Origin of the sequence: Clostridium sp. HBUAS56010 (assembly GCF_007115105.1) — a bacterium.
Taxonomy (GTDB): domain Bacteria; phylum Bacillota; class Clostridia; order Lachnospirales; family Lachnospiraceae; genus Lacrimispora.
In genome coordinates this window covers 90,077-113,089 of record NZ_SULJ01000004.1, presented here as the reverse complement: position 1 = coordinate 113,089, position 23,013 = coordinate 90,077, and the positions used below count along the sequence as shown (strand labels likewise).

The 23,013-nt window shown below is 43.3% G+C and carries 24 protein-coding genes; 23 read left to right on the top strand and 1 reads right to left on the bottom strand.

Annotated elements, in window-relative coordinates:
- The first annotated feature begins 188 nt into the window (after positions 1-188).
- The 19 genes from FAY33_RS08665 to FAY33_RS08575 all read left to right on the top strand — a co-directional run bounded on the left by FAY33_RS08665 (position 189) and on the right by FAY33_RS08575 (position 16,793).
- Entirely contained in the window at positions 189-1,391 is a 1,203-nt protein-coding gene (locus FAY33_RS08665) for an ABC transporter substrate-binding protein (RefSeq protein ID WP_143320796.1), read from the top strand.
- Between the two features lie 89 nt (positions 1,392-1,480).
- Positions 1,481-2,371 carry a branched-chain amino acid ABC transporter permease gene (locus tag FAY33_RS08660; protein ID WP_143320794.1) on the top strand — a complete coding sequence of 297 codons (891 nt, stop codon included), beginning with the start codon at positions 1,481-1,483 and terminating at the stop codon, positions 2,369-2,371.
- Positions 2,372-2,381: 10 nt separating this feature from the next.
- Complete coding sequence (locus tag FAY33_RS08655; protein ID WP_185967551.1) at positions 2,382-3,398, top strand: branched-chain amino acid ABC transporter permease; 1,017 nt, start codon at positions 2,382-2,384, stop codon at positions 3,396-3,398.
- Positions 3,399-3,400: 2 nt separating this feature from the next.
- Positions 3,401-4,189 (top strand): ABC transporter ATP-binding protein, encoded by a 789-nt coding sequence (locus FAY33_RS08650; RefSeq protein ID WP_143320790.1) that lies wholly within the window; start codon positions 3,401-3,403, stop codon positions 4,187-4,189.
- Positions 4,190-4,193: 4 nt separating this feature from the next.
- Positions 4,194-4,892 (top strand): ABC transporter ATP-binding protein, encoded by a 699-nt coding sequence (locus FAY33_RS08645; protein WP_143320788.1) that lies wholly within the window; start codon positions 4,194-4,196, stop codon positions 4,890-4,892.
- Positions 4,893-4,901: 9 nt separating this feature from the next.
- The gene (locus FAY33_RS08640; protein ID WP_143320786.1) at positions 4,902-5,759 is read left to right on the top strand and encodes an aminotransferase class IV; all 858 of its coding nucleotides are present in this window, start codon (positions 4,902-4,904) and stop codon (positions 5,757-5,759) included.
- A gap of 39 nt (positions 5,760-5,798) precedes the next feature.
- Positions 5,799-6,872, top strand: a complete 1,074-nt coding sequence (locus tag FAY33_RS08635; RefSeq protein ID WP_143320784.1) for a DUF4392 domain-containing protein — start codon at positions 5,799-5,801, stop codon at positions 6,870-6,872.
- 5 nt (positions 6,873-6,877) lie between these two features.
- On the top strand, positions 6,878-7,561 hold the full coding sequence (gene pxpB, locus FAY33_RS08630) for a 5-oxoprolinase subunit PxpB (protein ID WP_143320783.1): 684 nt from the start codon (positions 6,878-6,880) through the stop codon (positions 7,559-7,561).
- Positions 7,507-8,592 carry a biotin-dependent carboxyltransferase family protein gene (locus FAY33_RS08625; protein WP_185967550.1) on the top strand — a complete coding sequence of 362 codons (1,086 nt, stop codon included), beginning with the start codon at positions 7,507-7,509 and terminating at the stop codon, positions 8,590-8,592. Before pxpB ends, FAY33_RS08625 begins: the two co-directional genes overlap by 55 nt.
- A 32-nt stretch (positions 8,593-8,624) precedes the next feature.
- On the top strand, positions 8,625-9,425 hold the full coding sequence (locus FAY33_RS08620; RefSeq protein WP_143320779.1) for a putative hydro-lyase: 801 nt from the start codon (positions 8,625-8,627) through the stop codon (positions 9,423-9,425).
- A 39-nt stretch (positions 9,426-9,464) separates the two neighbouring features.
- Positions 9,465-10,217, top strand: a complete 753-nt coding sequence (locus tag FAY33_RS08615; RefSeq protein ID WP_143320765.1) for a 5-oxoprolinase subunit PxpA — start codon at positions 9,465-9,467, stop codon at positions 10,215-10,217.
- 174 nt (positions 10,218-10,391) lie between these two features.
- On the top strand, positions 10,392-11,135 hold the full coding sequence (locus FAY33_RS08610) for a LytTR family DNA-binding domain-containing protein (RefSeq protein WP_143320763.1): 744 nt from the start codon (positions 10,392-10,394) through the stop codon (positions 11,133-11,135).
- Positions 11,136-11,143: 8 nt separating this feature from the next.
- Positions 11,144-12,454 (top strand): sensor histidine kinase, encoded by a 1,311-nt coding sequence (locus tag FAY33_RS08605; protein WP_143320761.1) that lies wholly within the window; start codon positions 11,144-11,146, stop codon positions 12,452-12,454.
- A gap of 209 nt (positions 12,455-12,663) precedes the next feature.
- Positions 12,664-13,848 carry an acetyl-CoA C-acetyltransferase gene (locus FAY33_RS08600; protein WP_143320759.1) on the top strand — a complete coding sequence of 395 codons (1,185 nt, stop codon included), beginning with the start codon at positions 12,664-12,666 and terminating at the stop codon, positions 13,846-13,848.
- 30 nt (positions 13,849-13,878) lie between these two features.
- Positions 13,879-14,634, top strand: coding sequence for an acetoacetate decarboxylase (locus FAY33_RS08595; protein WP_143320757.1), 756 nt, complete (start codon positions 13,879-13,881; stop codon positions 14,632-14,634).
- Complete coding sequence (locus FAY33_RS08590) at positions 14,631-15,287, top strand: CoA transferase subunit A (RefSeq protein WP_143320755.1); 657 nt, start codon at positions 14,631-14,633, stop codon at positions 15,285-15,287. Before FAY33_RS08595 ends, FAY33_RS08590 begins: the two co-directional genes overlap by 4 nt.
- Before the next feature lie 4 nt (positions 15,288-15,291).
- Positions 15,292-15,948, top strand: coding sequence for a 3-oxoacid CoA-transferase subunit B (locus tag FAY33_RS08585; RefSeq protein WP_143320753.1), 657 nt, complete (start codon positions 15,292-15,294; stop codon positions 15,946-15,948).
- Positions 15,949-16,060: 112 nt separating this feature from the next.
- A complete protein-coding gene (locus tag FAY33_RS08580) occupies positions 16,061-16,207 on the top strand; it encodes a cyclic lactone autoinducer peptide (protein WP_143320751.1) in 147 nt (48 codons plus the stop codon).
- Between the two features lie 13 nt (positions 16,208-16,220).
- Positions 16,221-16,793: an accessory gene regulator B family protein gene (locus FAY33_RS08575; RefSeq protein ID WP_143320749.1), complete on the top strand. Its 573-nt coding sequence runs from the start codon at positions 16,221-16,223 to the stop codon at positions 16,791-16,793.
- 96 nt (positions 16,794-16,889) lie between these two features.
- On the opposite strand, the gene FAY33_RS08570 is transcribed toward FAY33_RS08575, so the two are convergent.
- Complete coding sequence (locus tag FAY33_RS08570) at positions 16,890-18,089, bottom strand: FprA family A-type flavoprotein (protein WP_143320747.1); 1,200 nt, start codon at positions 18,087-18,089, stop codon at positions 16,890-16,892.
- Between the two features lie 261 nt (positions 18,090-18,350).
- Between FAY33_RS08570 and FAY33_RS08565 the strand changes: the two genes are divergently transcribed.
- From FAY33_RS08565 to pap, 4 genes are all read left to right on the top strand, one after another.
- Positions 18,351-18,809 (top strand): DUF523 domain-containing protein, encoded by a 459-nt coding sequence (locus tag FAY33_RS08565; RefSeq protein ID WP_185967549.1) that lies wholly within the window; start codon positions 18,351-18,353, stop codon positions 18,807-18,809.
- 59 nt (positions 18,810-18,868) lie between these two features.
- The gene (locus tag FAY33_RS08560; protein WP_143320745.1) at positions 18,869-20,188 is read left to right on the top strand and encodes an aspartate kinase; all 1,320 of its coding nucleotides are present in this window, start codon (positions 18,869-18,871) and stop codon (positions 20,186-20,188) included.
- Between the two features lie 131 nt (positions 20,189-20,319).
- Complete coding sequence (locus FAY33_RS08555) at positions 20,320-21,441, top strand: aldo/keto reductase (RefSeq protein ID WP_143320743.1); 1,122 nt, start codon at positions 20,320-20,322, stop codon at positions 21,439-21,441.
- Positions 21,442-21,464: 23 nt separating this feature from the next.
- A complete protein-coding gene (pap, locus tag FAY33_RS08550; RefSeq protein ID WP_143320741.1) occupies positions 21,465-22,964 on the top strand; it encodes a polyphosphate:AMP phosphotransferase in 1,500 nt (499 codons plus the stop codon).
- Positions 22,965-23,013: the final 49 nt, after the last annotated feature.

The window sequence follows — 23,013 nt, the reverse complement described above, 5'->3', positions numbered from 1 at the left end:
AAACAAGAGAACAAAGGAGTCTCAACCGTGAAGCTACGGTTGCGGCTCTTTTCGTCTTTGGGCGGTCTTTTCGGCCAGCCCCGGATTGAATGGAGAACGAGGAAGTTTTCCCCTGTATTACTGTGGGAAAGCTTCTTTTTTGTTTCCCGGACTGTTTGAATGAAGAAAAGTAAGAGGAGGAACCGAATATGAAAAAAAGATTATGTTTTCTTGTCCTGACTGCGGTAGTATCCGCCAGTTTTCTCATTGGCTGTGGTTCATCAGCCCAGCAAAGTTCTGTGAGCAAGGGGGCTGTTCCCGAGACAAAGACTGCTTCTGATGGAAAGACCATTAAGGTGGGGGTTATTGGTCCCGTAACCGGAGGCTCTGCCATCTACGGCGAGGGAGCACAAAATGCCATTGCCATGGCGGCGGAAGAGATCAATGCCAGTGATTCTGAATATAAGGTGGAGATCATCAACGGGGGAAAGATGGCAGATGATGCCAGCGATGCCAAACAGACGATTAATGCTTATAACAGTCTGATGAAAGAAAGTCCGGATGCGGTGGTAGGAAGCTTTTTCTCTTCGGTAACCTTGCCAATGGCAGAACAGGCATCAAAGGATAACATGCTTTTGGTTGCAACAGGAGCAACCAATAAAGACATTACCTTAAAAGGTCCAACCATCTTTAGAGATTGCTTCATTGATCCCTATCAGGGCAAGATGGCAGCTCAGTTTGCCAAGGAAAAGGGCTGGAAGAAAGCCGCTGTTATCTATGCAAAGGACGATGATTATTCCAATGGGTTGAAAGATGCCTTTATAGAAAATGCCGAAGAAAATGGCATTGAAGTGGTTTATGTAGGGGAATGTACCACCAAAGATACGGATTTTTCTTCCCAGACGTCCCAGGTTGTGGCAAAGGGATCAGATTTTCTGTTTTACCCGGCATTCCTTGATACAGTTCCCCTCTTAGTCGGTGCAGCAAGAGATTCCGGTTTTGACGGTGCGATTATGGGAGGCGACGGCTGGGATGGAGCCGATACAAAGGGATTTGAAGAACCATTTGAAAACTGTTACTTTACCAATCATTATTCTTCTGAGGATACGGCACCGGAAGTTTCAAACTTCGTATCAAAGTATACAGAGAAATATGGTTCTGAAAGCTTAAATGCCTGTGCAGCCCTTTATTATGATGCTATTTACATGCTGATAGAAGCAGCAAAAAATGGGGGCGGAAATGATACGGCATCTCTGGTAAAAGGGATGACAGGAATGACCTTTACCGGAGTGGGCGGAACCTTTACGATTGATGAAAATGGAGATCCTGAAAAATCAGTGGCCATTAATACCTATGAAGATGGCAAAGTGAAGTGGCTCATGACTCTTTCGCCGGAAGGCACAAAGAAATAACAGAGTAAACACAATCAGGAGATGTGCAAAAAAGGCGGAAGCGTCTTTGGTGCACATTTTCCTTTTTGAAAGAGAAAGGAAAAACCCTTATGACATTTTCGCTATTTTTCCAGAGTCTGATTAACGGCTTGAATCAGGGAGCCATATACGCATTGATTGCTCTTGGTTATACCATGGTTTATGGAATCATCCGCATGATAAACTTTGCCCACGGGGATTTTATCATGATTGGAGCATACACCTTATTTTATACCATCCCCTTGATGATAAATGCCGGAATGCCTCCGTGGCTGTCAGTCTTTTTGGCAATGCTTGTCTGTGCGTCGGTGGGAGTTGTGGTTGAAATTGTGGCATATAAGCCGGTCCGCAAAGCGGGTTCCATGTCTGCCCTTATTACAGCCCTTGCCATGAGCCTTTTTTTAGAAAACCTTGCCATGGTGCTGTTTGGGGCAAAACCCCAGAACATCCAGAAGATCTTTGATTTTCCAACGGTGAATATACTGGGTGCATCCCTTCCCCTCAATGTGCTTTTAACCATAGGAATAGGAATTGCCATGATGGCAGGGCTGCAGCTTTTTATTAAGAAAACCAGAATGGGAAAGGCGATGCGGGCAGTTCCCCAGGATGTGGATGCCTCCATTTTATCCGGGATTAACGTCAATAAGGTCATTACCATCACCTTTGCCATTGGTTCCACTCTGGCAGCGGTTGCAGCACTGATGTACTGCACCAGATATCCGAGAGTAACCAATGATATGGGTTCCATGATGGGATTAAAGGCATTTATTGCAGCAGTGCTTGGTGGGATCGGAATCATTCCGGGAGCCATGTTAGGCGGTATTTTAGTAGGTCTCATTGAAATATTTGTAAAGCTGTTTGCACCTGGCTGGTATGAGGCAATTACTTATGGAATTTTAATTGTTATACTTTTGGTAAAACCGTCTGGCATTCTGGGTAAGAATGTGGGCGAGAAAGTTTAGGGGGTGGGCCATGGAACGACGATATAAAGTTTCTTACATCATTAATATTCTGGGCGTGCTGGCAGTGTTTTTTCTGTTTGTATTTCTTTTTGAATCCAAAATACTGGGAGCCTCTACCCAGTATATGAAAGGGATTGCCACCACAGCCTGTTACACCATTGTCATGGTTGCTTCCCTGAATCTGGTAGTAGGGTGTATGGGAGAATTCTCTTTGGGTCATGCAGGCTTTGTGTCTGTGGGAGCCTATACTTCCGCCATTGTATCCAATGCTCTTGCAGGAAGAGGAATTCCGGATTTCCCCCTGTTTATACTTGCACTTCTGGCAGGCGGTATTGCAGCAGGAATTACCGGAGTTTTAGTAGGTATTCCTGCCCTCCGGCTGCGAGGCGATTATCTTGCCATTGTTACAGTGGCATTTGCGGAGATTATACGGGTCTGTTTTTGTAACTTTGCCATTACAGGAGGCGGAAAGACCATGAGCGGAATCTTAAAGCTGTCTGATTTTTATTGGAGTTACTGGATTATGGCAATCTGTGTAGGCGTGATGTATATGTATGTACGAAGCAGGTTTGGAAGGACGGTCAAAGCCATCCGGGAAGACTACATTGCTGCCAGTGCATCAGGAATTAATGTTACCTATTATAAAGTGCTGACTTTTACGGTTGCTGCATTTTTTGCAGGTGTGGGAGGAGGAATTTACGCGCATTACATGACTGCCATGATTCCTACTAATTTTAATTTCATGTACTCTGCGGAACTGTTATCGGAAGTAATTATCGGAGGAACCGGCTCTCTTACTGGTTCAATTATAGGAGCTGCATTCCTGTCCTCTCTGCCTGAGATGACCCGCCAGTTTTCCCAGTACCGTATGCTTGTTTACTCCGTAGTTCTGGTGCTCGTTATGATCTTTAAGCCAGGCGGAATCTTTGGAACCTGGGAATTTTCCCTGACCCGTCTGTTGAAACGTCTGACAGGGGGAAAGAAAGGGTTGAAAGCCAATAAGAGCAGAGAAAAGGGAGGGAGGTAAAAATGGAACAGTTGGAAAAAAAGACTCCCGTACTGCTGGCTGAAAATCTGGGAATCCAGTTTGGAGGATTAAAGGCAGTAAATGGATTTGATCTGGAAATCGGAGAAGCGGAATTAGTTGGTCTGATCGGCCCCAATGGTGCAGGAAAGACCACCATCTTTAATTTAATCACCGGAGTGTACCGTCCTACGGAAGGGTCCTTTTATTTAAACGGGGAGAGAATGAACGGAAAAAAAACTCACCAGATTGTAGAAGCAGGTATTGCCAGAACATTTCAGAATATTCGGTTATTCAAGAAAATGTCTGTAATTGACAATATTAAATGTGCGATGAACACGAAAGGTGCCTACAGCCTGTTCCATGCAGTGTTCCGCACGCCAAAATATTGGGAGCAGGAAACAAATCTTACGAAACGGGCAAAGGAACTTTTGGAAATGGTCCATTTAACCGGAACCGAAGACTTGCAGGCAGGCAATCTTCCTTACGGACAGCAGCGCCGGCTGGAGATTGCCAGAGCTCTTGCTACCAATATGAAGCTTCTTCTTCTGGATGAACCGGCGGCTGGAATGAATCCCACAGAAACAGAGGAACTTTTGGAGATTATCAACTATATCCGAAGAGAATTCGGCATTTCTGTTCTTCTCATCGAACATGATATGAGCCTGGTTATGAAGATCTGTGAGCGGATTAAGGTGCTTGATTTTGGAACCACCATTGCTTCTGGAACTCCAGAAGAGATTGCCGCCAATGAACGGGTCATTGAAGCCTATCTTGGAAAAGAGGAGGAATAACAGGATGCTTAAAGTAAACGATCTGGAAGTGTCATATGGGGTGGTAAAAGCCATACATGGCGTTTCTTTAGAAGTACATGAGGGGGAGATTGTATCCTTAATTGGTGCAAACGGGGCTGGAAAAACCACCATACTTAGAACCATTACCGGATTGATTAAGGCGGATCAGGGGGAAATCCTTTTTGACGAAACCGATTTAAGAAAGACAGAACCAAGTAAAATCATCTGCCTGAAACTGGCACATGTTCCGGAAGGAAGGCACATCTTTCCTCAGATGACAGTGGAGGAAAATCTGGAAATGGGAGCATTTACTGATACCAGAGGAATGGAAACCACCATGATGCAGGTTTATGACCGGTTTGCCAGATTAAAAGAGAGGAAAAAACAGCTTGCAGGAACCTTATCAGGCGGCGAGCAGCAGATGCTTGCCGTAGGCAGGGCGCTTATGGCAAAACCAAAGATGATCTTAATGGATGAACCTTCTATGGGACTGTCTCCCCTGCTGGTAAAAGAGATTTTTTCCATTATCAAAGAGGTAAACAAAAACGGCATTACCATTCTTTTAGTGGAGCAGAATGCAAAAATGGCATTATCCATTTCGAACCGTGCATATGTCATGGAAACAGGTAAGATCACCATGGAAGGAAATGCAGGTGATTTATTAAAAGATGTGCGGGTGAAAAAAGCGTATCTTGGACAATAGGAGGAGCATATGAAAGAACTGGCTTATTATGATGGAACAATTGGAACACCGGAGGAATTGTTAATCCCATTTCAGGACCGGGTTCATTTCTTTGGAGATGGGGTTTATGACGCCACTGTTGGAGGGAATCACAGAGTCTATCTTTTGCAGGATCATCTGGATCGGTTTTATTCCAGCGCAAAGGCTCTGGACATTAAGATTCCCATGGAAAAGAAGGAGCTTGGAGAGCTATTGACAAGTCTTTTGAAAATGGTGGAGGGGGAAACTCACTTTGTATACTGGCAGGTTACCAGAGGGGCTGGTGAGCGGAATCATGTATACAGTGACGAGATGACTGGAAAGCTGTGGGTCATGATCCGTCCGAACCGGTTGAAAGATCCGGAGGTTCCCATATCCTTGATTACCATGGAAGATACCCGTTTTTTTCATTGCAACATAAAAACCTTAAATCTAATTCCTTCCGTTATGGCATCTCAGAAGGCAAAGAAAGCCGGGGCGGATGAAACTATTTTTCACAGGGGTAACGTGGTTACAGAGTGTGCTCACAGCAATGTGTCCATTTTAAAAGACGGGGTCTTTTACTCCCACCCCAACGACCAGTTCATTCTGCGTGGAATCTCAAAAACTCATATGATTGCAGCCTGTTATAAGCTTGGAATCCAGGTAATGGAAGAAGCATTTTCCTTGACACAGTTAATGGAAGCAGATGAAATCATTGTAACCTCTTCTTCTAACTTCTGCCTGCATGCCAATGAGATTGATGGCGTACCAGCAGGAGGAAAAGATCCGGTGACTTTAAAAAAGATCCAGGATGAAGTGATCAAAGAATATCTTTCTTATACGGAAAAGGAGAGTCTCTTTGACTGATTGAGACTGAAAATCATGGAAGATACCGGAGGGAATGATATGAATCGAAAAGAACTGGAAAAAAGGAATGTGGCAGAGAATCTGGATGCCCTGATGAATCTTGATCCCAGAGGATATGGGGTATGCCGGATTCTGTATGCAGGAAGCCGGAGTGCCATGGGAGAACCTCTTGCCATGGCAGCAGCAGAACGGTTATGTGAAACGGTTAAAGATGGCGATCTGGTCTATATTCTCACCGGATTTATCTTACTTCCCCACAAAGATCCGGAGATGGATGGAATGGTAAGCTCTTTGCTGTTAGCAAGATCCCTGGTGCTGGCGTTTGGGGCAAAACCCGTTATTGTGTGCCCTGAGGAATGTGTGGAACCTGTAAAAAAATGTGCCGGAGTGGTGGGACTGCATATTTATGAAGATGTGGATGCCGTAAGAGAATTTCCTCACAGTATGGGAGTCCTTTCCTTTACAAAAAATTCATTAAGAGCTAAAATTGATGGAGAATGGCTGATGGAAAAAGCTCTGCCTTCTGCAGTGATATCTGTAGAAGCACCTGGTGCCAATTGTTATGGTATTTATCACAATGCAGTGGGAAAAGATGTTTCAGACCTGGAAGCAAAAAGCGATATTTTATGGGAGATGCTCCGTAAAAAAGGAATTTTAAACATTGCAATTGGAGATCTGGGCAATGAGATTGGGATGGGAACCATTGGGGAGCATATTACCCGCTATGTGCCTTTTACCGGGAAGGGCGAGTGCATCTGCGGCTGCAAAGGCGGAATTCTTGCTGCAAGCAGAGCGGACCATGTGATCACTGCCACCTGTTCGGACTGGGGCTGTTATGCCCTGATGGCGGCTCTTGCATACTTAAAAAGGGATATGGAGATTCTTCACCGGGAAGAGATGGAAGGAGAGTTAATGCGTGCCGCTTCCCGGTGCGGACTTGTAGATATGACAGGTTCTCTTCTTCCTGGAATTGATGGATTTGATATCGCCCTGAACACAGGAATTGTCAGTCTCATGCGTCAGTGCACCACTTACGCAGTCTGCTGCTCCTATCATTCAGAGCATTGGTTTCAGCCAGTGATAGAAAAGGGATTTTTTAAAGAAAGGGGATAAGGAACATGAAAATAAAAGCAGTAGGAGATCGTGCAGTTCTGGCAGAAATGGGAAAAACCATCAGTGAATCAGTGAACCGAAAGGTCATGGAGCTGAATCAAAGAATTGCAGCCTTCCCTATGGAGGGAATTGTAGAAACGGTACCTGCTTTTTGTTCTTTATTGGTCTATTATGATCCCCTGATCACTGATTTTGAGTCAGTTGCTGAATTTTTAAAAACCGTTTCTCCTGCTGTCTGGGAGGAAAAGAGTTCTTCTGGAAACGTAATTTCCATTCCCGTATGCTATGGAGGAGAATATGGACCAGATCTAAGTTATGTGGCGGAGCGTGCCGGATTAAAGGAAGAAGAGGTCATTGAGATTCATTCCGGCAGAGATTACAGAATTTATATGCTGGGGTTTCTGCCTGGATTTCCCTATCTTGGGGGAATGGATGAGAGAATTATGACTCCCCGGTTAAATGTGCCGAGAACCTTAATTCCAGCAGGAAGTGTGGGAATCGGAGGAGAGCAGACTGGAATCTATCCCGTGGATTCTCCAGGAGGCTGGCAGTTGATCGGAAGAACTCCATGGAAGCTTTTTCAGTGGAACAATGGGCTTAAGATGCCTTATGAGGCTGGAGACAGCATAAGGTTTTGTCCGATCAGTCCCAAAGAGTTCCAGCAGGCAGAAAAGGAAGCGAGGTGGTAAATATGGGGCTGGAGATTGTTTCACCAGGTTCTTTATCTACCATACAGGACTGGGGAAGAACCGGATATCAAAGCCAGGGAGTTCAGGAAAGCGGAGCATGTGACAAATATTCTTTAAGGCTTGCCAATCTGCTTGCAGGCAATCTGGAAGAGTCAAAGCAGTGCGCCGGAATCGAATTAACCTTTTTCGGTGGGGAGATCTGCTTTACTTCTCCGGAAATCTTTGCCTTAACCGGTGCGGATATGCGTCCTTCCTTAAACGGACAGCCCATTTCCATGTATCGTATGGTAACAGCCCAGGCAGGTGACCGGCTGAAATTTCAGTATGCCCAATCAGGGCTTAGAACCTATATGGGACTTTATGGGGGAATTGAGGTTCCTCTTGTTATGGGAAGCCGGTCCACCAACTTAAAATGCGGACTGGGTGGGTTAAAAGGACGTCCTCTTAAGGCTTTAGACCATTTGGATACGGGAAATACTCCAGAGCAGGTGAACTCTTTTCTGGAAGTATTAAAAGGCAGAGAAACATGGTTTTCCGTTGACGAAAAGAAAGGCTGGCTCAGAAGACCTTCGACTCCTTACCGTTTTTACGCAGCAACGGGATATGTTCTTTTAAGGGCGGTAGAAGGACCTCAGGAAGATGCCTTTACCAGGGAAGGAAAAGAAACTTTCATAAAGTCTCCCTTCCGGCTTTCCAGTGATTGTGACCGGATGGCGTGCAGACTGGAAGGACCTCTGATTGGAATGAAACAGGGAGCCGATATTATTTCAGATGGAATTTCGGAAGGCTCTGTGCAGATAACAGCTTCGGGGGTTCCAATGGTCATGATGGCAGATCATCAGACAACCGGCAGTTATGCCAAGATTGCGACTGTAATCAGCACCGATGTTTCTGCTCTTGCCCAGATGCGGCCAGGAGATCATGTGACATTTCAGTTTGTTTCCCCGGCAAAGGCAGTGGAGATAAGGCGTAAGGAAGAAGAGAAATTCCTCGGCTTCAAAGAAAAGTTAAAGCACAGGATAAGCCAGTAACAGAAAATCACCATGAAAAGGGAGGAATCTATATGGATATGGCAGGTTATAAACCAGAAGAAGTAAGGCGCCTGATCAGAAAGGGGATTATAAAGGAGCCGACCACAGGCATGTGCAAGGGATATGTGCAGGGAAATCTGGTTATTCTTCCAGAGAAACTGGCATATGATTTTCTTTTGTTTTGTCAGAGAAATCCAAGGTCCTGTCCTTTACTTGAAGTATCCGATGCAGGCAGCAGGACATTTTCCCTGACAGCAAAGGGCAGTGACTTAACAACCGATATTCCCAGATACCGGATTTATGAAGATGGGGTTTATACCAGAGAATCCACGGACGTATCAGAGCTTTTTGATGAATACCAGAAGACAAAAGGAAAACTGGTTAGTTTCTTAATTGGCTGCAGTTTTACGTTTGAGGCAGAGCTTTTGGAAGCGGACATTCCGGTAAGGCAGTTGGAAGAAGGGGTGAATGTTCCCATGTATAATACAAATATCCCGTGTGTTCCTGCCGGAATGTTCTCTGGAAACATGGTGGTCAGTATGAGACCAATTCCCCATCATCAGGTGCCGGAGGCAGTTGCCATCACAGGAGCAATGCCAAAGGTTCACGGTGCTCCCATACAGATCGGCTATCCAGAAGTCCTTGGGATCAAGGATATCAGCCGCCCGGACTATGGAGATTCTGTCACAATAAAAGAAGGGGAAGTTCCTTTGTTCTGGCCTTGCGGTGTAACGCCTCAGGCAGTGGTCATGAACAGCCGGCCGTCCTTTGCAATCACCCATGCTCCCGGACATATGTTTATTACAGACATGAAAAACTCCAGATTAAAATAGGATTAACAATGCAAAGAATAGAGAAAGGAGATGGTCTGTATGTCCATTGATTTAAACTGCGATTTAGGAGAAAGTTTTGGCGTATACCGGCTGGGAAGGGACGAGGAGATCCTTCCGCTGATCACATCAGCTAATATTGCCTGCGGATTTCATGCAGGTGATCCTCTTGTGATGGAGCAGACTGTGGCACTTTGTAAAAAGTATGGAGTGAGGGCAGGTGCCCATCCGGGTTTTCCTGATCTTTCCGGTTTCGGAAGAAGAAACATGAATCTTTCCCCCAGAGAGGTAAAAGCCTGTGTCACCTACCAGATCGGAGCATTGAAAGCATTTTGTGACAGTGCTTCCATTCCCCTTTATCACGTAAAGCCCCACGGTGCTCTTTATAACATGGCTGCCAGAGATGAGAAAATGGCGGAAGCTCTCTGCCACGCCATAGCAGATGTTGACCCGGATCTGGTTCTTCTTGCTTTAAGCGGAAGCCAGATGATTGCATCAGCCAGACGATGTGGCATCCCCTGTGCCAGTGAAGTGTTTGCAGACAGGGCATACGAGAGTGACGGAACCCTGGTCCCAAGAAGCAAACAAGGAGCGGTGATCACAGACGAAGAAAAAGCGGTCAGCCAGGCCATTGGCATGGCGGAAAATGGAACAGTGACTGCCACGAATGGAGCTCAGATTTCCATTGAGGCAGAATCCATCTGCGTCCATGGAGACGGAGAAAAAGCATTGGAATTTGTTAAACGGATACGGGAAAGACTGGTACAAAAAGGAATTGAAATAAAGAGCTTTTAATGGCTTTTAATGCATTTCATTGTATTTTCATTGCAAATAATTACATGAAAACTGTTATTTTATACATGTTTAAGTTTCTGGAAAAAATGGTGCTATGATAGAAGAGAGGCATCATTTTTTGCCGTACTGAAAACAGACACGAGAATAAGTTCCAGACATAACAGGAGGGTAGGAATGTTTTCTATTGCTATTTGTGATGATACCAAAAAAGATTCTATAAAAATTAAAACTTTGGTAGAAGAATATATGGAGTCCAAAAGTATTCCATATCAGATTCGTATCTTTGAATCGGGAGAAGAATTTTTGGCGTTCCACGAGCATTTTGATCTGGTTTTTCTTGATATCGCTCTTGGGGGAATCAACGGGATTCAGGTGGGACAAAAGATAAGGGAGGCTGACCGGAATATGAAGGTCATCTATACCACCAGCTATCGGCAATATTGCAGACAGGCGGTCAATTATGTCCATGCCTTTGCCTATCTGGAGAAACCGGTAACAAAAGAAAAGATGGATCGACAATTAGATGAGATTTTGGAGTACATACAGGAAGAGCATGAAAAGTCAGAAATCGTGACATTTGAGATTTTAGAAATCACAAAACAGGGAAAAGTAGAAACCAGAATAAAGAATTTTGAAGTAAATGACATTTTTTACTTTGAATATTTCAACAGAAGGATTAGAATGAAACTGGAACGTGAAGAGTACTTTTTTAAAGACCGAATGAAAGATCTGGCAGAAAAGATGGAAGAATACAATTTCGAAGTCTGTCATCAATGTTTTTTAGTCAATTTAAAACATGTGAAGAGGATCAAAGGATATGAAGTCTTTATGAGTAATCTGGATAAACTTCCTGTTTCCCAGAAAAAATCAGTGGATTTCAGGAAAAAATTAAATAAATACATACAAAGCGTCATTTAGGAGAATCCATGGAAGATTATATTATTTTTATATTCGGAACAATTATTTCTTGTCTGATCAATACGGTCATTGTTTTTCAGATAATCGAAGAGAGAAATGATCGAATGTATCATAATAATTTATTATATTTTTTAATGAAGGCGGGCGTATTTATTTTTGTGGTTTGGGTGAACTGGCTCAACAGCCCTTTTTTGAATATTATTATCTGGATGCTTTCTTTGATACTTGTTAATCTGACTTTGTATGAGAATAAAAATAAAAAATCCATCTATCGGATTATCGAAGTCATTATGTCCATTCTGATTTTGACCATATGCGAAACTGCAGGTGTGGAACTTTTGGATTATATCTTCTGGAAACTGGGAATTCAGGTGGTCCAGCCCATTATGCTGGAAAGCATGGAGATGACCTTTTCCAAATTGTTTGTTCTGATCTTTTATTATCTGATTATCATAAAGGTGTGGAAGAATGACTCCAATGTTACCTTTACCAGAACCCAGTGCCTGATCGAACTGATTATTATTGGATTCAGCATTGCCAATCTGGCTGTGATTATTTCAGTCATTACAAAAGTAACCAGTAAAACGGAACGGATTCTTATTCTGGTAAATATGGGCTGTATCCTTCTGGCAGATTTGTACTTTTTATATTTTGCCAGATTTGTGGAGGAAAACAATCAGTTAAAAGTGAAACTGAAGCTTTTAGAACAGCAGTCTGTGCTCCAATATGAATTTTATGAAGAACAGGAAGAAAAATATCTGGAATCCGTGAAGATTTTTCACGACGTGGATAAGCATTTAAGGATGATTGAAAGCATGTATCAGTCAAAAGAAGACGAGCTTGCCATTACATACACCCAGAAGATCAGCCAGATGCTTATGCCCCTGTCTTTAGAAGAATTTACCAACAATCCCATTTTAAATGTAATTTTAAATGATAAAAGAAAGATTGCAAATCTTCATTCCATTGATTTCAGGCTGGAGATCGGCGCTGTTGATTTAAGCTTTATGGAACCGATTGAAGTGACCACGGTCTTTGGCAATCTGCTGGATAATGCCATTGAAGCATGTGATCTGGTTCCTGCAAACCGTTTCATTGAGATGAGGCTGGATAAATACAATGATTTTATCGTAGTAAATCTTTGCAACAGCACCAGCCCGATTGGACAGTGGTGTGCAGGAAAACCGGTGTCACGAAAAGGAAAGAATCATGGAATCGGTTTAATGAATGTGGAGCAGGTCATTAAGAAATATAATGGGAGCATGGTGCTTGGAGAAGAGAATAAGATTTTTAGCTGTAAAATTATATTCAGCCTGTAAAAATGGATGATCCGTTACAGGAAAAAAGGGAGCTGATCCTTAGATCGGTTCCCTTTTTCTGTACCCCATACACGAAAATCTGTAAGTTATGCAGCGGATATTGAAATTACAAACCAGGAGTACGAAAATGGAAATGTACCAAAGAAAATTTGGAAACATTAGAACACCACAAGTAAGTAATTGCTGAGAAAAGAAAGGAAGGTATGTTTATGAAAAAAGTAGCTCTGGTCAATCCCCTGAGGACGGCTGTAGGCTCTTTTCGTGGTACACTTTCACCTTTAAGTGCCATTGATTTAGGGTCAGCAGTAATAAGAGCCTGTCTGGAAAAAAGCAATCTGGACCCGTCTCTGATTGATGAAGTTTATCTGGGAAATGTTCTTCAGGCAGGAAATGGTCAAAATCCAGCCAGGCAAGCAGCAATAAAAGCAGAAATTCCGGTTGAAACACCTGCAACTACGATTAATACAGTATGTGGTTCTGGTCTTCATTCTGTAGCACTGGCTTACGATACCATTTTAGCGGAAGAGGGCAGCATTCTTTTGGCAGGCGGAATGGAGAGCATGACCAATGCTCCCTATCTGTTAAAGAAAGCAAGAGGCGGATACCGGCTTGGTAATGGGGAATTGGTTGACAGTTTACTGGAAGATGGTCTAACCTGTGCCATCAATGATTTTCATATGGGAATGACGGCTGAAAATGTTGCGGAAAAATATAAAGTTTCCAGAGAAGAGCAGGATGAATTCTCTTATCACAGTCAGATAAAAGCAGCGCAGGCAAACGAGAAAAATGTTTTTAAAAAGGAGATTGTTCCTGTGACGGTGAAAACCAGAAAAGAGGAGATCACTTTTTCAAAGGACGAACATGTAAGACCAGACACTTCCCTGGATAAACTGTCCAGACTGAGGACTGTATTCAAACAGGATGGAACGGTAACAGCAGGAAACGCATCTCCCATCAGTGATGGAGCCGCCGCCATGCTTGTTATGTCAGAAGATAAAGTAAAGGAGCACGGTCTGACTCCAACGGCGTACATAAAAGGATATTCCTTAGTGGGAGTTGATCCGGCTTATATGGGAATGGGACCATGGAAAGCTGTTTCTGCTCTTCTTAAAAAGCAAAAGCTTACCATTGATGATATTGACCTTTTTGAATTAAACGAAGCCTTTGCTTCCCAGGCAGTAGCCGTATCAAAAAAACTTGGAGTTGATCCTTTAAAAGTCAACGTCAACGGAGGTGCAATCGCAATCGGACATCCACTAGGAGCAAGCGGTGCAAGAATACTGGTCACCCTGGTTCATGAAATGGCAAGAAGATCTTCTCATTACGGCATCGCTTCCCTATGTATTGGAGGCGGAATGGGAATTGCCATGCTGGTGGAGAATGCACTGGTTTAAAAGCATTTATGTACAGAAAGGAAGATGAATATGAAAGAAGACGAAATACGTTTGCTGCAGTCCATGCCGGCAGTCAGCGCCAGTTATGGACGGCCCCCCTGCCGTTTTTTAAACCGGGAATATCTTACCATTCGCTATGAGTCTGATCCCGTTAAAATCAGCCAGGCAGTTCCAGAACCTCTGGAGCCAGACGGAAGCAATACGGTTTTATACGAATGGATCCGGATGCCGGATGCCTCAGGTCTTGGATCTTACGAAGAAAGCGGTGTGGTCATCCCCTGTATTTATCAGGGAGTGCCCTGCAACTTCACTGCTCAGATGTATTTAAATAACGGTCCTGCCATACTGGCAGGCAGGGAAATCTGGGGTTTTCCAAAAAAATGGGGTGTTCCGTCCCTGAGAGTAGAGGACACGGAGACCCTTACCGGCACGTTGCTTTATAACCACATGCAGGTTGCTATGGGAACCATGCCTTTTAAATACCATGAGATGGATAAAGACAGGATTCTCCCCGGTTTATCCAAAATGCAGGTCAATTTAAAATTAATTCCTGATGCAGATGGGAAGCCATTGATCGCACAGTTAATTGCCTATGAACTTCAGGACATTGTGGTGAAAGGCGGCTGGTCAGGACCTGCCAGACTGCATCTGGTTTCCCATGTCAATGCTCCCGTGGCAGATCTGCCAGTGATAAACTGCATCGAAGGAACCCATGTAATTGCCGATTTAACCTTACCTTATGGCAGAGTTTTGTATGATTACCAGAAAGGAGGAGACAAAAGATGAAAAGTAAGCTGGTATCAGCCTCTGAATCCGTGAAACGGGTGAAAGACGGGGATAAGATTATGGTAGGCGGATTTTTAGCAGGAGGTCATCCGGAAAATCTGGTAAAAGCTCTTCTGGAAACAAATCCTGCCCGTGATTTAACCATTATATCCAACGATACAGGAACCCAGGAACTATCCATCTACCAGCTTGTTAAAAGTGGAAGAGTGACTCATGTTCTGGCTTCTTACATTGGTTCAAATCCTGAAACAGGAAGACTATTAATGACCGGAGAGGCGAAAATAGAACTGTATCCACAGGGAACTCTTGCTGAAAAAATAAGGGCAGGCGGATCTGGTCTTGGTGGTGTTTTAACACCAGTGGGACTGGGAACCGAAGTGGAAAAAGGCAAGAGAAAAATTGAAGTAAATAACAAGGAATATCTTCTGGAAGAGCCTTTAAAGGCGGAGGTAGCTTTCATTAAAGCACAGAAAGCTGATGAAGAAGGAAACTTAATTATTGACGGATCTTCCCGCAACTTTAATATTGTAATGGCAACTGCAGCAGACTATGTTGTTGCAGAAGTTGATGAATATGTAAAAGCAGGAGAAATTGATCCTAACCATGTAAATGTTCCTGGCATTTTTGTGAACGCAATTGTAAAGGTGGGCTGAGGGAATGAATAAAAGAGATTTTATCGCAAAGAGGATCGCAAAGGAATTAAAGGATGGCGATGTAGTCAATTTAGGAGTGGGAATGCCAACACTGGTTGCGAACTATATTCCAAAGGATGTCCATGTAATGCTCCAGGCAGAAAATGGAATTCTTGGAGTTGGTCCCAATGCCGGTGAACAGGATAAAACCCTGGACTGCATTGATGCAGGGGGAAACTATGTGACAACCGTAAAAGGTGCCAGTTTTTTTGACAGCTCCCTGTCTTTTGGAATTATAAGGGGCGGTCATGTAGATGTTACCGTGTTAGGTGCCTTAGAGGTAGATGAAGAAGGCAACGTGGCAAACTGGATCATACCGGGAAAGAAAGTGCCGGGAATGGGAGGTGCCATGGATCTGGTAGTGGGAGCAAAGAAAGTGATTCTTGCCATGGAGCATGTAAGCAAAAACGGAGCACCCAAAATACTGAAACACTGTCGCCTTCCCCTGACAGCCGTTAAAGTGGTAAAGACCATTGTAACGGATATGGCAGTGATTGACGTTGTTCCGGGAGAGGGTCTGGTTCTGAAAGAAATCGCACCAGGTTTATCTGTGGACGAAGTCCAAAGAGCAACAGAAGCACATTTAAATGTGCCATCTAATTTAAAGTTTATGGCAGTATAGCAGGTGATCCCATTTCTGTTAAAGATTTGTTAAATTACTTGCGATTAGTCATAATGAAAGTTGAGATTCATATAATTTATTAATAGGAAGACAAAAAAAGGAGGAAACAAAAATGAAACTTAATTTAAAAAACTTATCTTTAAAAGCCGCATCAAAGGTGGTTTTAAAATCAGCAAAAACAGAGGTAAACAGCTCCTGTTTCTTCATCGGCTATCAGCCTCAGGTACCTGAGAATGCAAAAAAGTTAAGAAAATTCTAAGGCAGTCAGACTCATGGCTTCATTAGAAAAATTCATGATCGAAAGACTGGTTTTCAATCAGATCATCCCAAAAGAGGATGCAAAACTCTATCAATTTGGTCTGGAGTGTCTGATTTTAAAATCTCTCCACTGTATTTCCTATCTGCTTCTTGCAGCCTGTTTTCATATGCTGCCGGAAGCAATTGTGATTGGCTGTGTGCTGATACCATTACGAAGAAATGCAGGCGGATACCACGCCAGAACAAAAACAGGATGTTATCTTTTTTCCTGTTGTTATGTGGCACTTTTGTTTTTCCTGTTTTCTATTGGGATAAACGAGTACATATGGTGGAGTGCATTTCTCTTGTCCGATGCAGTGATTTTCTTTTTGTGTCCGGTAGAGAATGAGAATAAACAGTTAGATGAAAAGGAAGTAGAATACTACAGAAGGAAAACCAGGCTGCTTCTTATGCTTGTGAATTTTGCCTGTATCGCCCTCACCGTTTTCGGTTTCCAGTTTATAGGAAGTCTTCTCCGGTGTGCGGTCTGTGGTGCAGCACCTCTTTTAATTCTTGGTAAAATTAAGAAGAGACCGTTTTTTCATTAAAGAAAAGGTGTCCGGCATTTCCCGGCACCTTTTCTTTACACAGAAAGAGCCGCTGCAGCAAGTAAATATACTTGCTTAACAGCGGCTCTTTTTTAATTATAAGCTTTTTGCAATGGTGTCTGCTAAGGCGTTTAATTCCGTAAGCTGATCTTCTTTTACAGAGGATTTAATGGTTACCGTCTGATCAAGAATGGTCATATTCTTCATCTGGGAGATTGTTTCTGCCATCTTTTTGCCTGCCATAACTCCCCAGGTGCCGTTTTCAATCAAAGCGACCGTACGGTTCTGGACATTATGTGCTTTCATATCCTGAAGAAGATGTTCCATATTGCTGAATACCCCTCCATTGTAGGTTGCAGAAGCGAAGACCAGATGGCTGCACCGGAATGCTTCAGCGATGAGTATAGACGGATGGGTTACGGATACGTCGTATACTGCAATGTTTCGTACGCCCAGCTCTCCCAGGCGGGAAGCCAGGATGTTGGCTGCATTCTCTGTATTTCCATAGATAGAGCCATAAGCAATCATAACCGCTTTTTCTTCTGGTACATAGCTGCTCCAGGTCTGGTATTTGTCAACATACCAGCAGATGTCAGAGCGCCATACCGGGCCATGAAGCGGACAGAGAATCTGAATATCCAGCGGAGTGACTTTCTTTAAAAGTGTCTGGGTAGAAGGACCGTACTTTCCTACAATGTTGGAATAGTATCGTCTGGAATCATCAAGCCAGTCACGTTCAAAATTCACCTCATCGGCGAATAAATTACCGTTCATTGCGCCAAAGGTGCCGAAAGCATCAGCGGAGAACAGAATCTTGTCAGTGGTGTCGTAGGTAACCATAACCTCAGGCCAGTGAACCATAGGAGCAAGGTAAAAGGTGAAGTTATGCTTGCCGGAACTAAAAGAATCCCCTTCTTTTATAACGATGGCTCTGGAATCAACGGTAAATTCATAGAACTGATTGATAATGGGGACAGTTTTGGCATTACAGATGACTTTCACATCCGGATATCTTCTTACAATGTCTCCAAGAGTAGCACAGTGATCCGGCTCCATATGATTGACAATGATGTAATCCAGATTTCTTCCGTTTAAAACCGCTTCCACATTCTCAAGAAACTGGCCGGTAATTGCCCGGTCAACCGTATCAAAAAGAACAGTCTTCTCGTCCAGCAAAAGGTATGAGTTATAAGAAATTCCTCTCGGAATCGGGTAAGCATTTTCGAACAGAGCGAGACGGCGGTCACTTCCCCCAACCCAGAATAAGTCGTCTTTGATTTTTTTTACACAGTACATGTTGCAGCCTTCCTTTCTTTCGTTCGTTCTATCCTATCAATAAAAGTATACTATATTTTAAGAAAAATGTCATTGTTTTTTCTGGCATAATGGTGTATTTACAGGTATTATAAGCCTTTTTGAATAATTTTATCTCTATCTTCTTAAAATGACCCAAATTATATCCAGTATTATCTGGAGGATTGCAAATAATCCATAAAAATTTATTGAACACTTTTTCGTTTTTTGGTACAGTAGAATTCATGAAAGGGGGCAGAATCAGTGTCGGGAAAAAAGGAGAATATTCTGGTAAGCGCCTGTCTGCTTGGTGTTAACTGCCGTTATGATGGAAAAAATGGAAGAGCGGAGTCTGTGGTTTCATTGATGAAAGAGTATCATTTAATTCCGGTCTGCCCGGAACAGCTTGGAGGTCTGATGACCCCCAGAGAGCCGGCAGAAAGACAAGGAGAACGAGTAATGGACCGGACAGGCAAAGATGTGACTGGCTGCTTTAAAAAAGGGGCTTTGGAAACCTTAAAACTTGCAGAACTTTATAACTGCAAACGAGCCATATTAAAAGAGAGGAGTCCATCCTGCGGTCACGGAGTGATTTACGATGGTACATTTACTGGAACAAAGATTTCGGGAAGCGGAATGACTGCCAGGCTTTTAGAAAAGAATGGAATTACTGTAATGGGAGAGAGTGGGATCTCTGAAAAAACACTTGACAGCGGCTTATAATTAAGCTATCATTTCCGTTAAATATTCAGACAAAACCGGTATCAGAGGAGAAAGACACTATGAAAAAAGTTGTGAAATTCGGGGGAAGTTCTTTAGCCAGTGCAAGGCAGTTTAAAAAGGTGGGCGACATCATTCGTTCTGATAAGGCAAGACGGTATGTGGTTCCGTCTGCCCCTGGGAAACGAAATGACAAAGATGAAAAGGTAACAGACCTGCTTTATCAGTGTTACCAGGCAGCAACAGAGGGCAAAAGCTATAAAAAGATTTTAGAGAAGATAAAAGAACGTTATGATGAGATCATAAACGGACTTGGGTTAAACTTGAATCTTGATTTCGAATTCACAAAGATAGAAGAGAATTTTCTTAAGAATGCCGGAAAAGATTATGCTGCCTCCAGAGGAGAATATTTAAATGGAATTATCATGGCAGAGTATCTTGGATTTGAATTTGTAGATGCAGCAGAGGTGATCTTTTTTGATGCGGATGGCAACTTTGAAGCAGAACTGACAGATAAGGAACTGGGAGAACGGCTGGAACATGTGGAAAAGGCAGTTATTCCCGGATTTTACGGTGCAAAACATGATGGAACCATCAAAACATTTTCCAGAGGCGGTTCTGATGTAACAGGCTCCATCGTTGCAAAGGCAATCCATGCGGATATGTATGAAAACTGGACAGATGTGTCAGGATTTTTAGTGGCTGATCCCCGGATTATCAAAGACCCGGAAGTAATTGAGACCATTACATACAGGGAACTGAGAGAACTTGCTTATATGGGAGCCAGCGTGCTTCATGAAGATTCCATATTTCCAGTAAGAAAAGAAGGAATTCCGATTAACATCAGAAATACCAATAAGCCGGAAGACCAGGGAACCTTAATTGTGGAAAGCACCTGCAGAAAGCCCAGTTACACCATTACCGGAATTGCTGGGAAGAAAGGTTTCTGTTCCATTAATATTGAAAAAGCCATGATGAATGCGGAAGTTGGTTTTGGGAGAAAAGTGCTGGAAGTATTTGAAAAATTCGGTGTTTCCTTTGAGCACATTCCTTCTGGAATTGACACTATGACCGTGTTTGTGCATCAGTCAGAGTTTGAAGAGTTTGAGCAGTCTGTCATTGCAGGAATCCATAGAGCAGTGGAACCGGACTTTCTTGAACTGGAATCAGACCTTGCCCTGATCGCAGTGGTTGGAAGGGGAATGAAAGCGACCAGAGGGACTGCTGGAAGAATCTTCTCAGCTCTTGCCCATTCCAGAGTGAATGTAAAAATGATTGATCAGGGTTCCAGTGAACTCAACATTATCATCGGGGTAAAGAATTCAGATTTTGAAGAAGCCATTAAAGCAATTTATGACATGTTCATTATGACAGAAAGTTAAGAAAAAGACAGAAGAGCTGCCTTAGTGCCGCTGCTTCTGTCTTTTTGATTTCTTGGAATAAAACACTTTGGAAACATATAGGAATATGGTACAATCTTCTTAATAAATAAATCATTCATGCGGAGGTAATTATGCAGTATCGTAAATTTGGAAAGACAGGATTGAGCGTATCAGCACTGGGGTTTGGAGCTATGAGACTTCCTGTTACAAAAGATAATCAGATTGATGAAGCACGTGCCATTGCCATGCTCCGGCATGCCATTGATGAAGGGGTGAATTATGTGGATACGGCATATCCCTATCACCAGGGAGAAAGTGAGCGGGTCGTAGGAAAAGCACTTTTATCCGGTTACCGGGATAAGACCTATCTCGCCACCAAGTGTCCGGTATGGAAGCTTGAAACACCAGAAGATTTTGAGACTGTTTTGGATGAACAGCTTGAGAAACTCCAGACAGACCACATTGATTTCTATCTTCTTCATGCTTTAAGCAGAGAACGTTTCGAAGAAAAAGTAAAGAAGCTGGATCTGGTAAAACAAATGGAAAAAGCACGAAAATCCGGAAAAATACGGTATCTTGGATTTTCCTTCCATGATTCATATGATGTATTTCAGGATATCCTAGAATATTATGACGGCTGGGATTTTTGTCAAATCCAGTATAATTATGTGGATATTACCCATCAGGCAGGAGCAAAAGGTTTAAAAGCTGCAGCAGATAAGGGTCTTGCCGTAGTGATTATGGAACCTCTTTTAGGAGGAAGGCTTGCAAATCCTGCGGATCATGTTAAAAAAGTATTTCCAGCAGATAAATCCTGTGTGGAATATGCCCTTGACTTTTTGTGGGATCAGCCGGAAGTAAGTCTGCTTTTAAGCGGTATGAGCGAAGAGACACAGTTAGAAGATAACCTTGTCTATGCCAGCCGCAGTCATATCCATATGGTAACCGGAGAGGAAAAGGAGATTTATAAAAAGGCAAAGGAAGTATACGATTCCATGGCATTGGTAGGCTGTACCGGATGCCGTTACTGCGTTCCCTGCCCCTTTGGACTTCCCATTCCGGATATTTTCAGCCTTTACAATATGACAGCCGCACATAAAGAGGAAGAAGCAAAAGAGGGTTACCGTGCCATTTCTGTAAAAGCGGAAGCATGTAAGGCGTGCCACCGCTGTGAAAAGGAGTGCCCTCAGATGATTAAGATCAGTCAGGTTATGCCGGAAGTATCAAAAGTATTTCAAAAACTGGAGGCCTGACCCGCACACAAGGAGGGCGGTTTATGCTGGAAAAAATTGATTTGTCAAAAACCATAGAGAAGGAAGCCTATAAAAAACAGATCAAAGAGCAGAGGGAGCGTCTAGGACAATTGCAGCGCAAATGTAAGGATGCCAATATTCCGGTCATGGTTGTTTTTGAAGGCATGGGAGCATCTGGAAAAGGGGCTCAGATCAATCATTTAATACAGGCATTAGACCCAAGAGGGTTTGATGTGTATGCCAATGATAAATCTACAAAGGAAGAACGGATGCACCCCTTTTTATGGCGTTTCTGGACAAAACTGCCAGGCAGAGGACGGATTGCAATTTTTGACAGAAGCTGGTACCGGCAGGTGACCATGGAACGGTTTGATGGAACGATATCGGAGGAAGCATTGCCGGGAGCATTAAAGGATATCCAGTCCTTTGAGCGGCAGCTTACCGATGATGGTATGGTGATGATAAAATTATTTCTCTATATCTCAAAAAAAGAACAGAAAAAAAGGTTTCAGAAGCTTAAGAAAGATAAGGATACCAGTTGGCGTGTATCTGCCAGTGACTGGCGCAGGAATAAAGGATATGACCGCTTTTTAGCCATCTGTGAAGAGATGCTGGAACAGACAGATTCCGACTATGCTCCCTGGACGATTATTGAAGCTACAGACCCCCACTATGCTGCAGTTAAGATCATTACAGAGGTGGCGGACTGCCTGGAAGAGAAACTGCAAAAACATAGACCTTATAAATCCGATGAAGAAGCCTCTGATCCGGTTCCCTTTCAAAAGTATCAGAATGATGTCCTTTCTGGCATAGATTTGTCGAAAAGCATATCAAAATCGGAATATAAAAAAGAGATTGATCAGCTTCAAAAGAGGCTGGAGCATCTTCACAGCCAGATCTACCGGTTAAAGATACCAGTGGTTCTGGGGTTTGAAGGCTGGGATGCAGCAGGAAAAGGCGGTGCCATCAGGCGTTTAACCAGCCATCTTGATCCCAGGGGATATAAAGTATTTCCAACGGCAGCGCCCAATGACATGGAACAGGAGCATCATTACCTGTGGCGTTTCTGGAATCATGTTCCAAAAGCAGGCCACATCGCTTTATTTGACCGGACCTGGTACGGCAGGGTATTGGTAGAGCGGATTGAAGGCTTCTGCAGCCAGAAGGAATGGAAGCGGGCATACCAGGAGATCAACGAGATGGAAAGACACATGGCTAACGCAGGAGCAGTTGTGTTGAAATTCTGGATTCACATTGATAAAGAGGAGCAGGAGCGGCGTTTTATTGCCCGGCAGGAAAATCCTTTCAAGCAATGGAAGATTACGGATGAGGACTGGAGAAACAGAGAGAAATGGGATCAGTACGAAGAAGCAGTCAATGAGATGCTGGTGCGGACTTCAACCACCCATGCTCCCTGGATTGTGGTAGAAGGAAACTGTAAGTATTATGCCAGATTAAGGATATTAAAGACTGTTGTAAAAGCTCTGGAAGCAAAGATCCGGGAGAAAAAGAAAAGTTCATGACTGCTTGTATTTTCCTCTCTTTTCGTGTAAAGTAGAAGAGGAGTGAAAC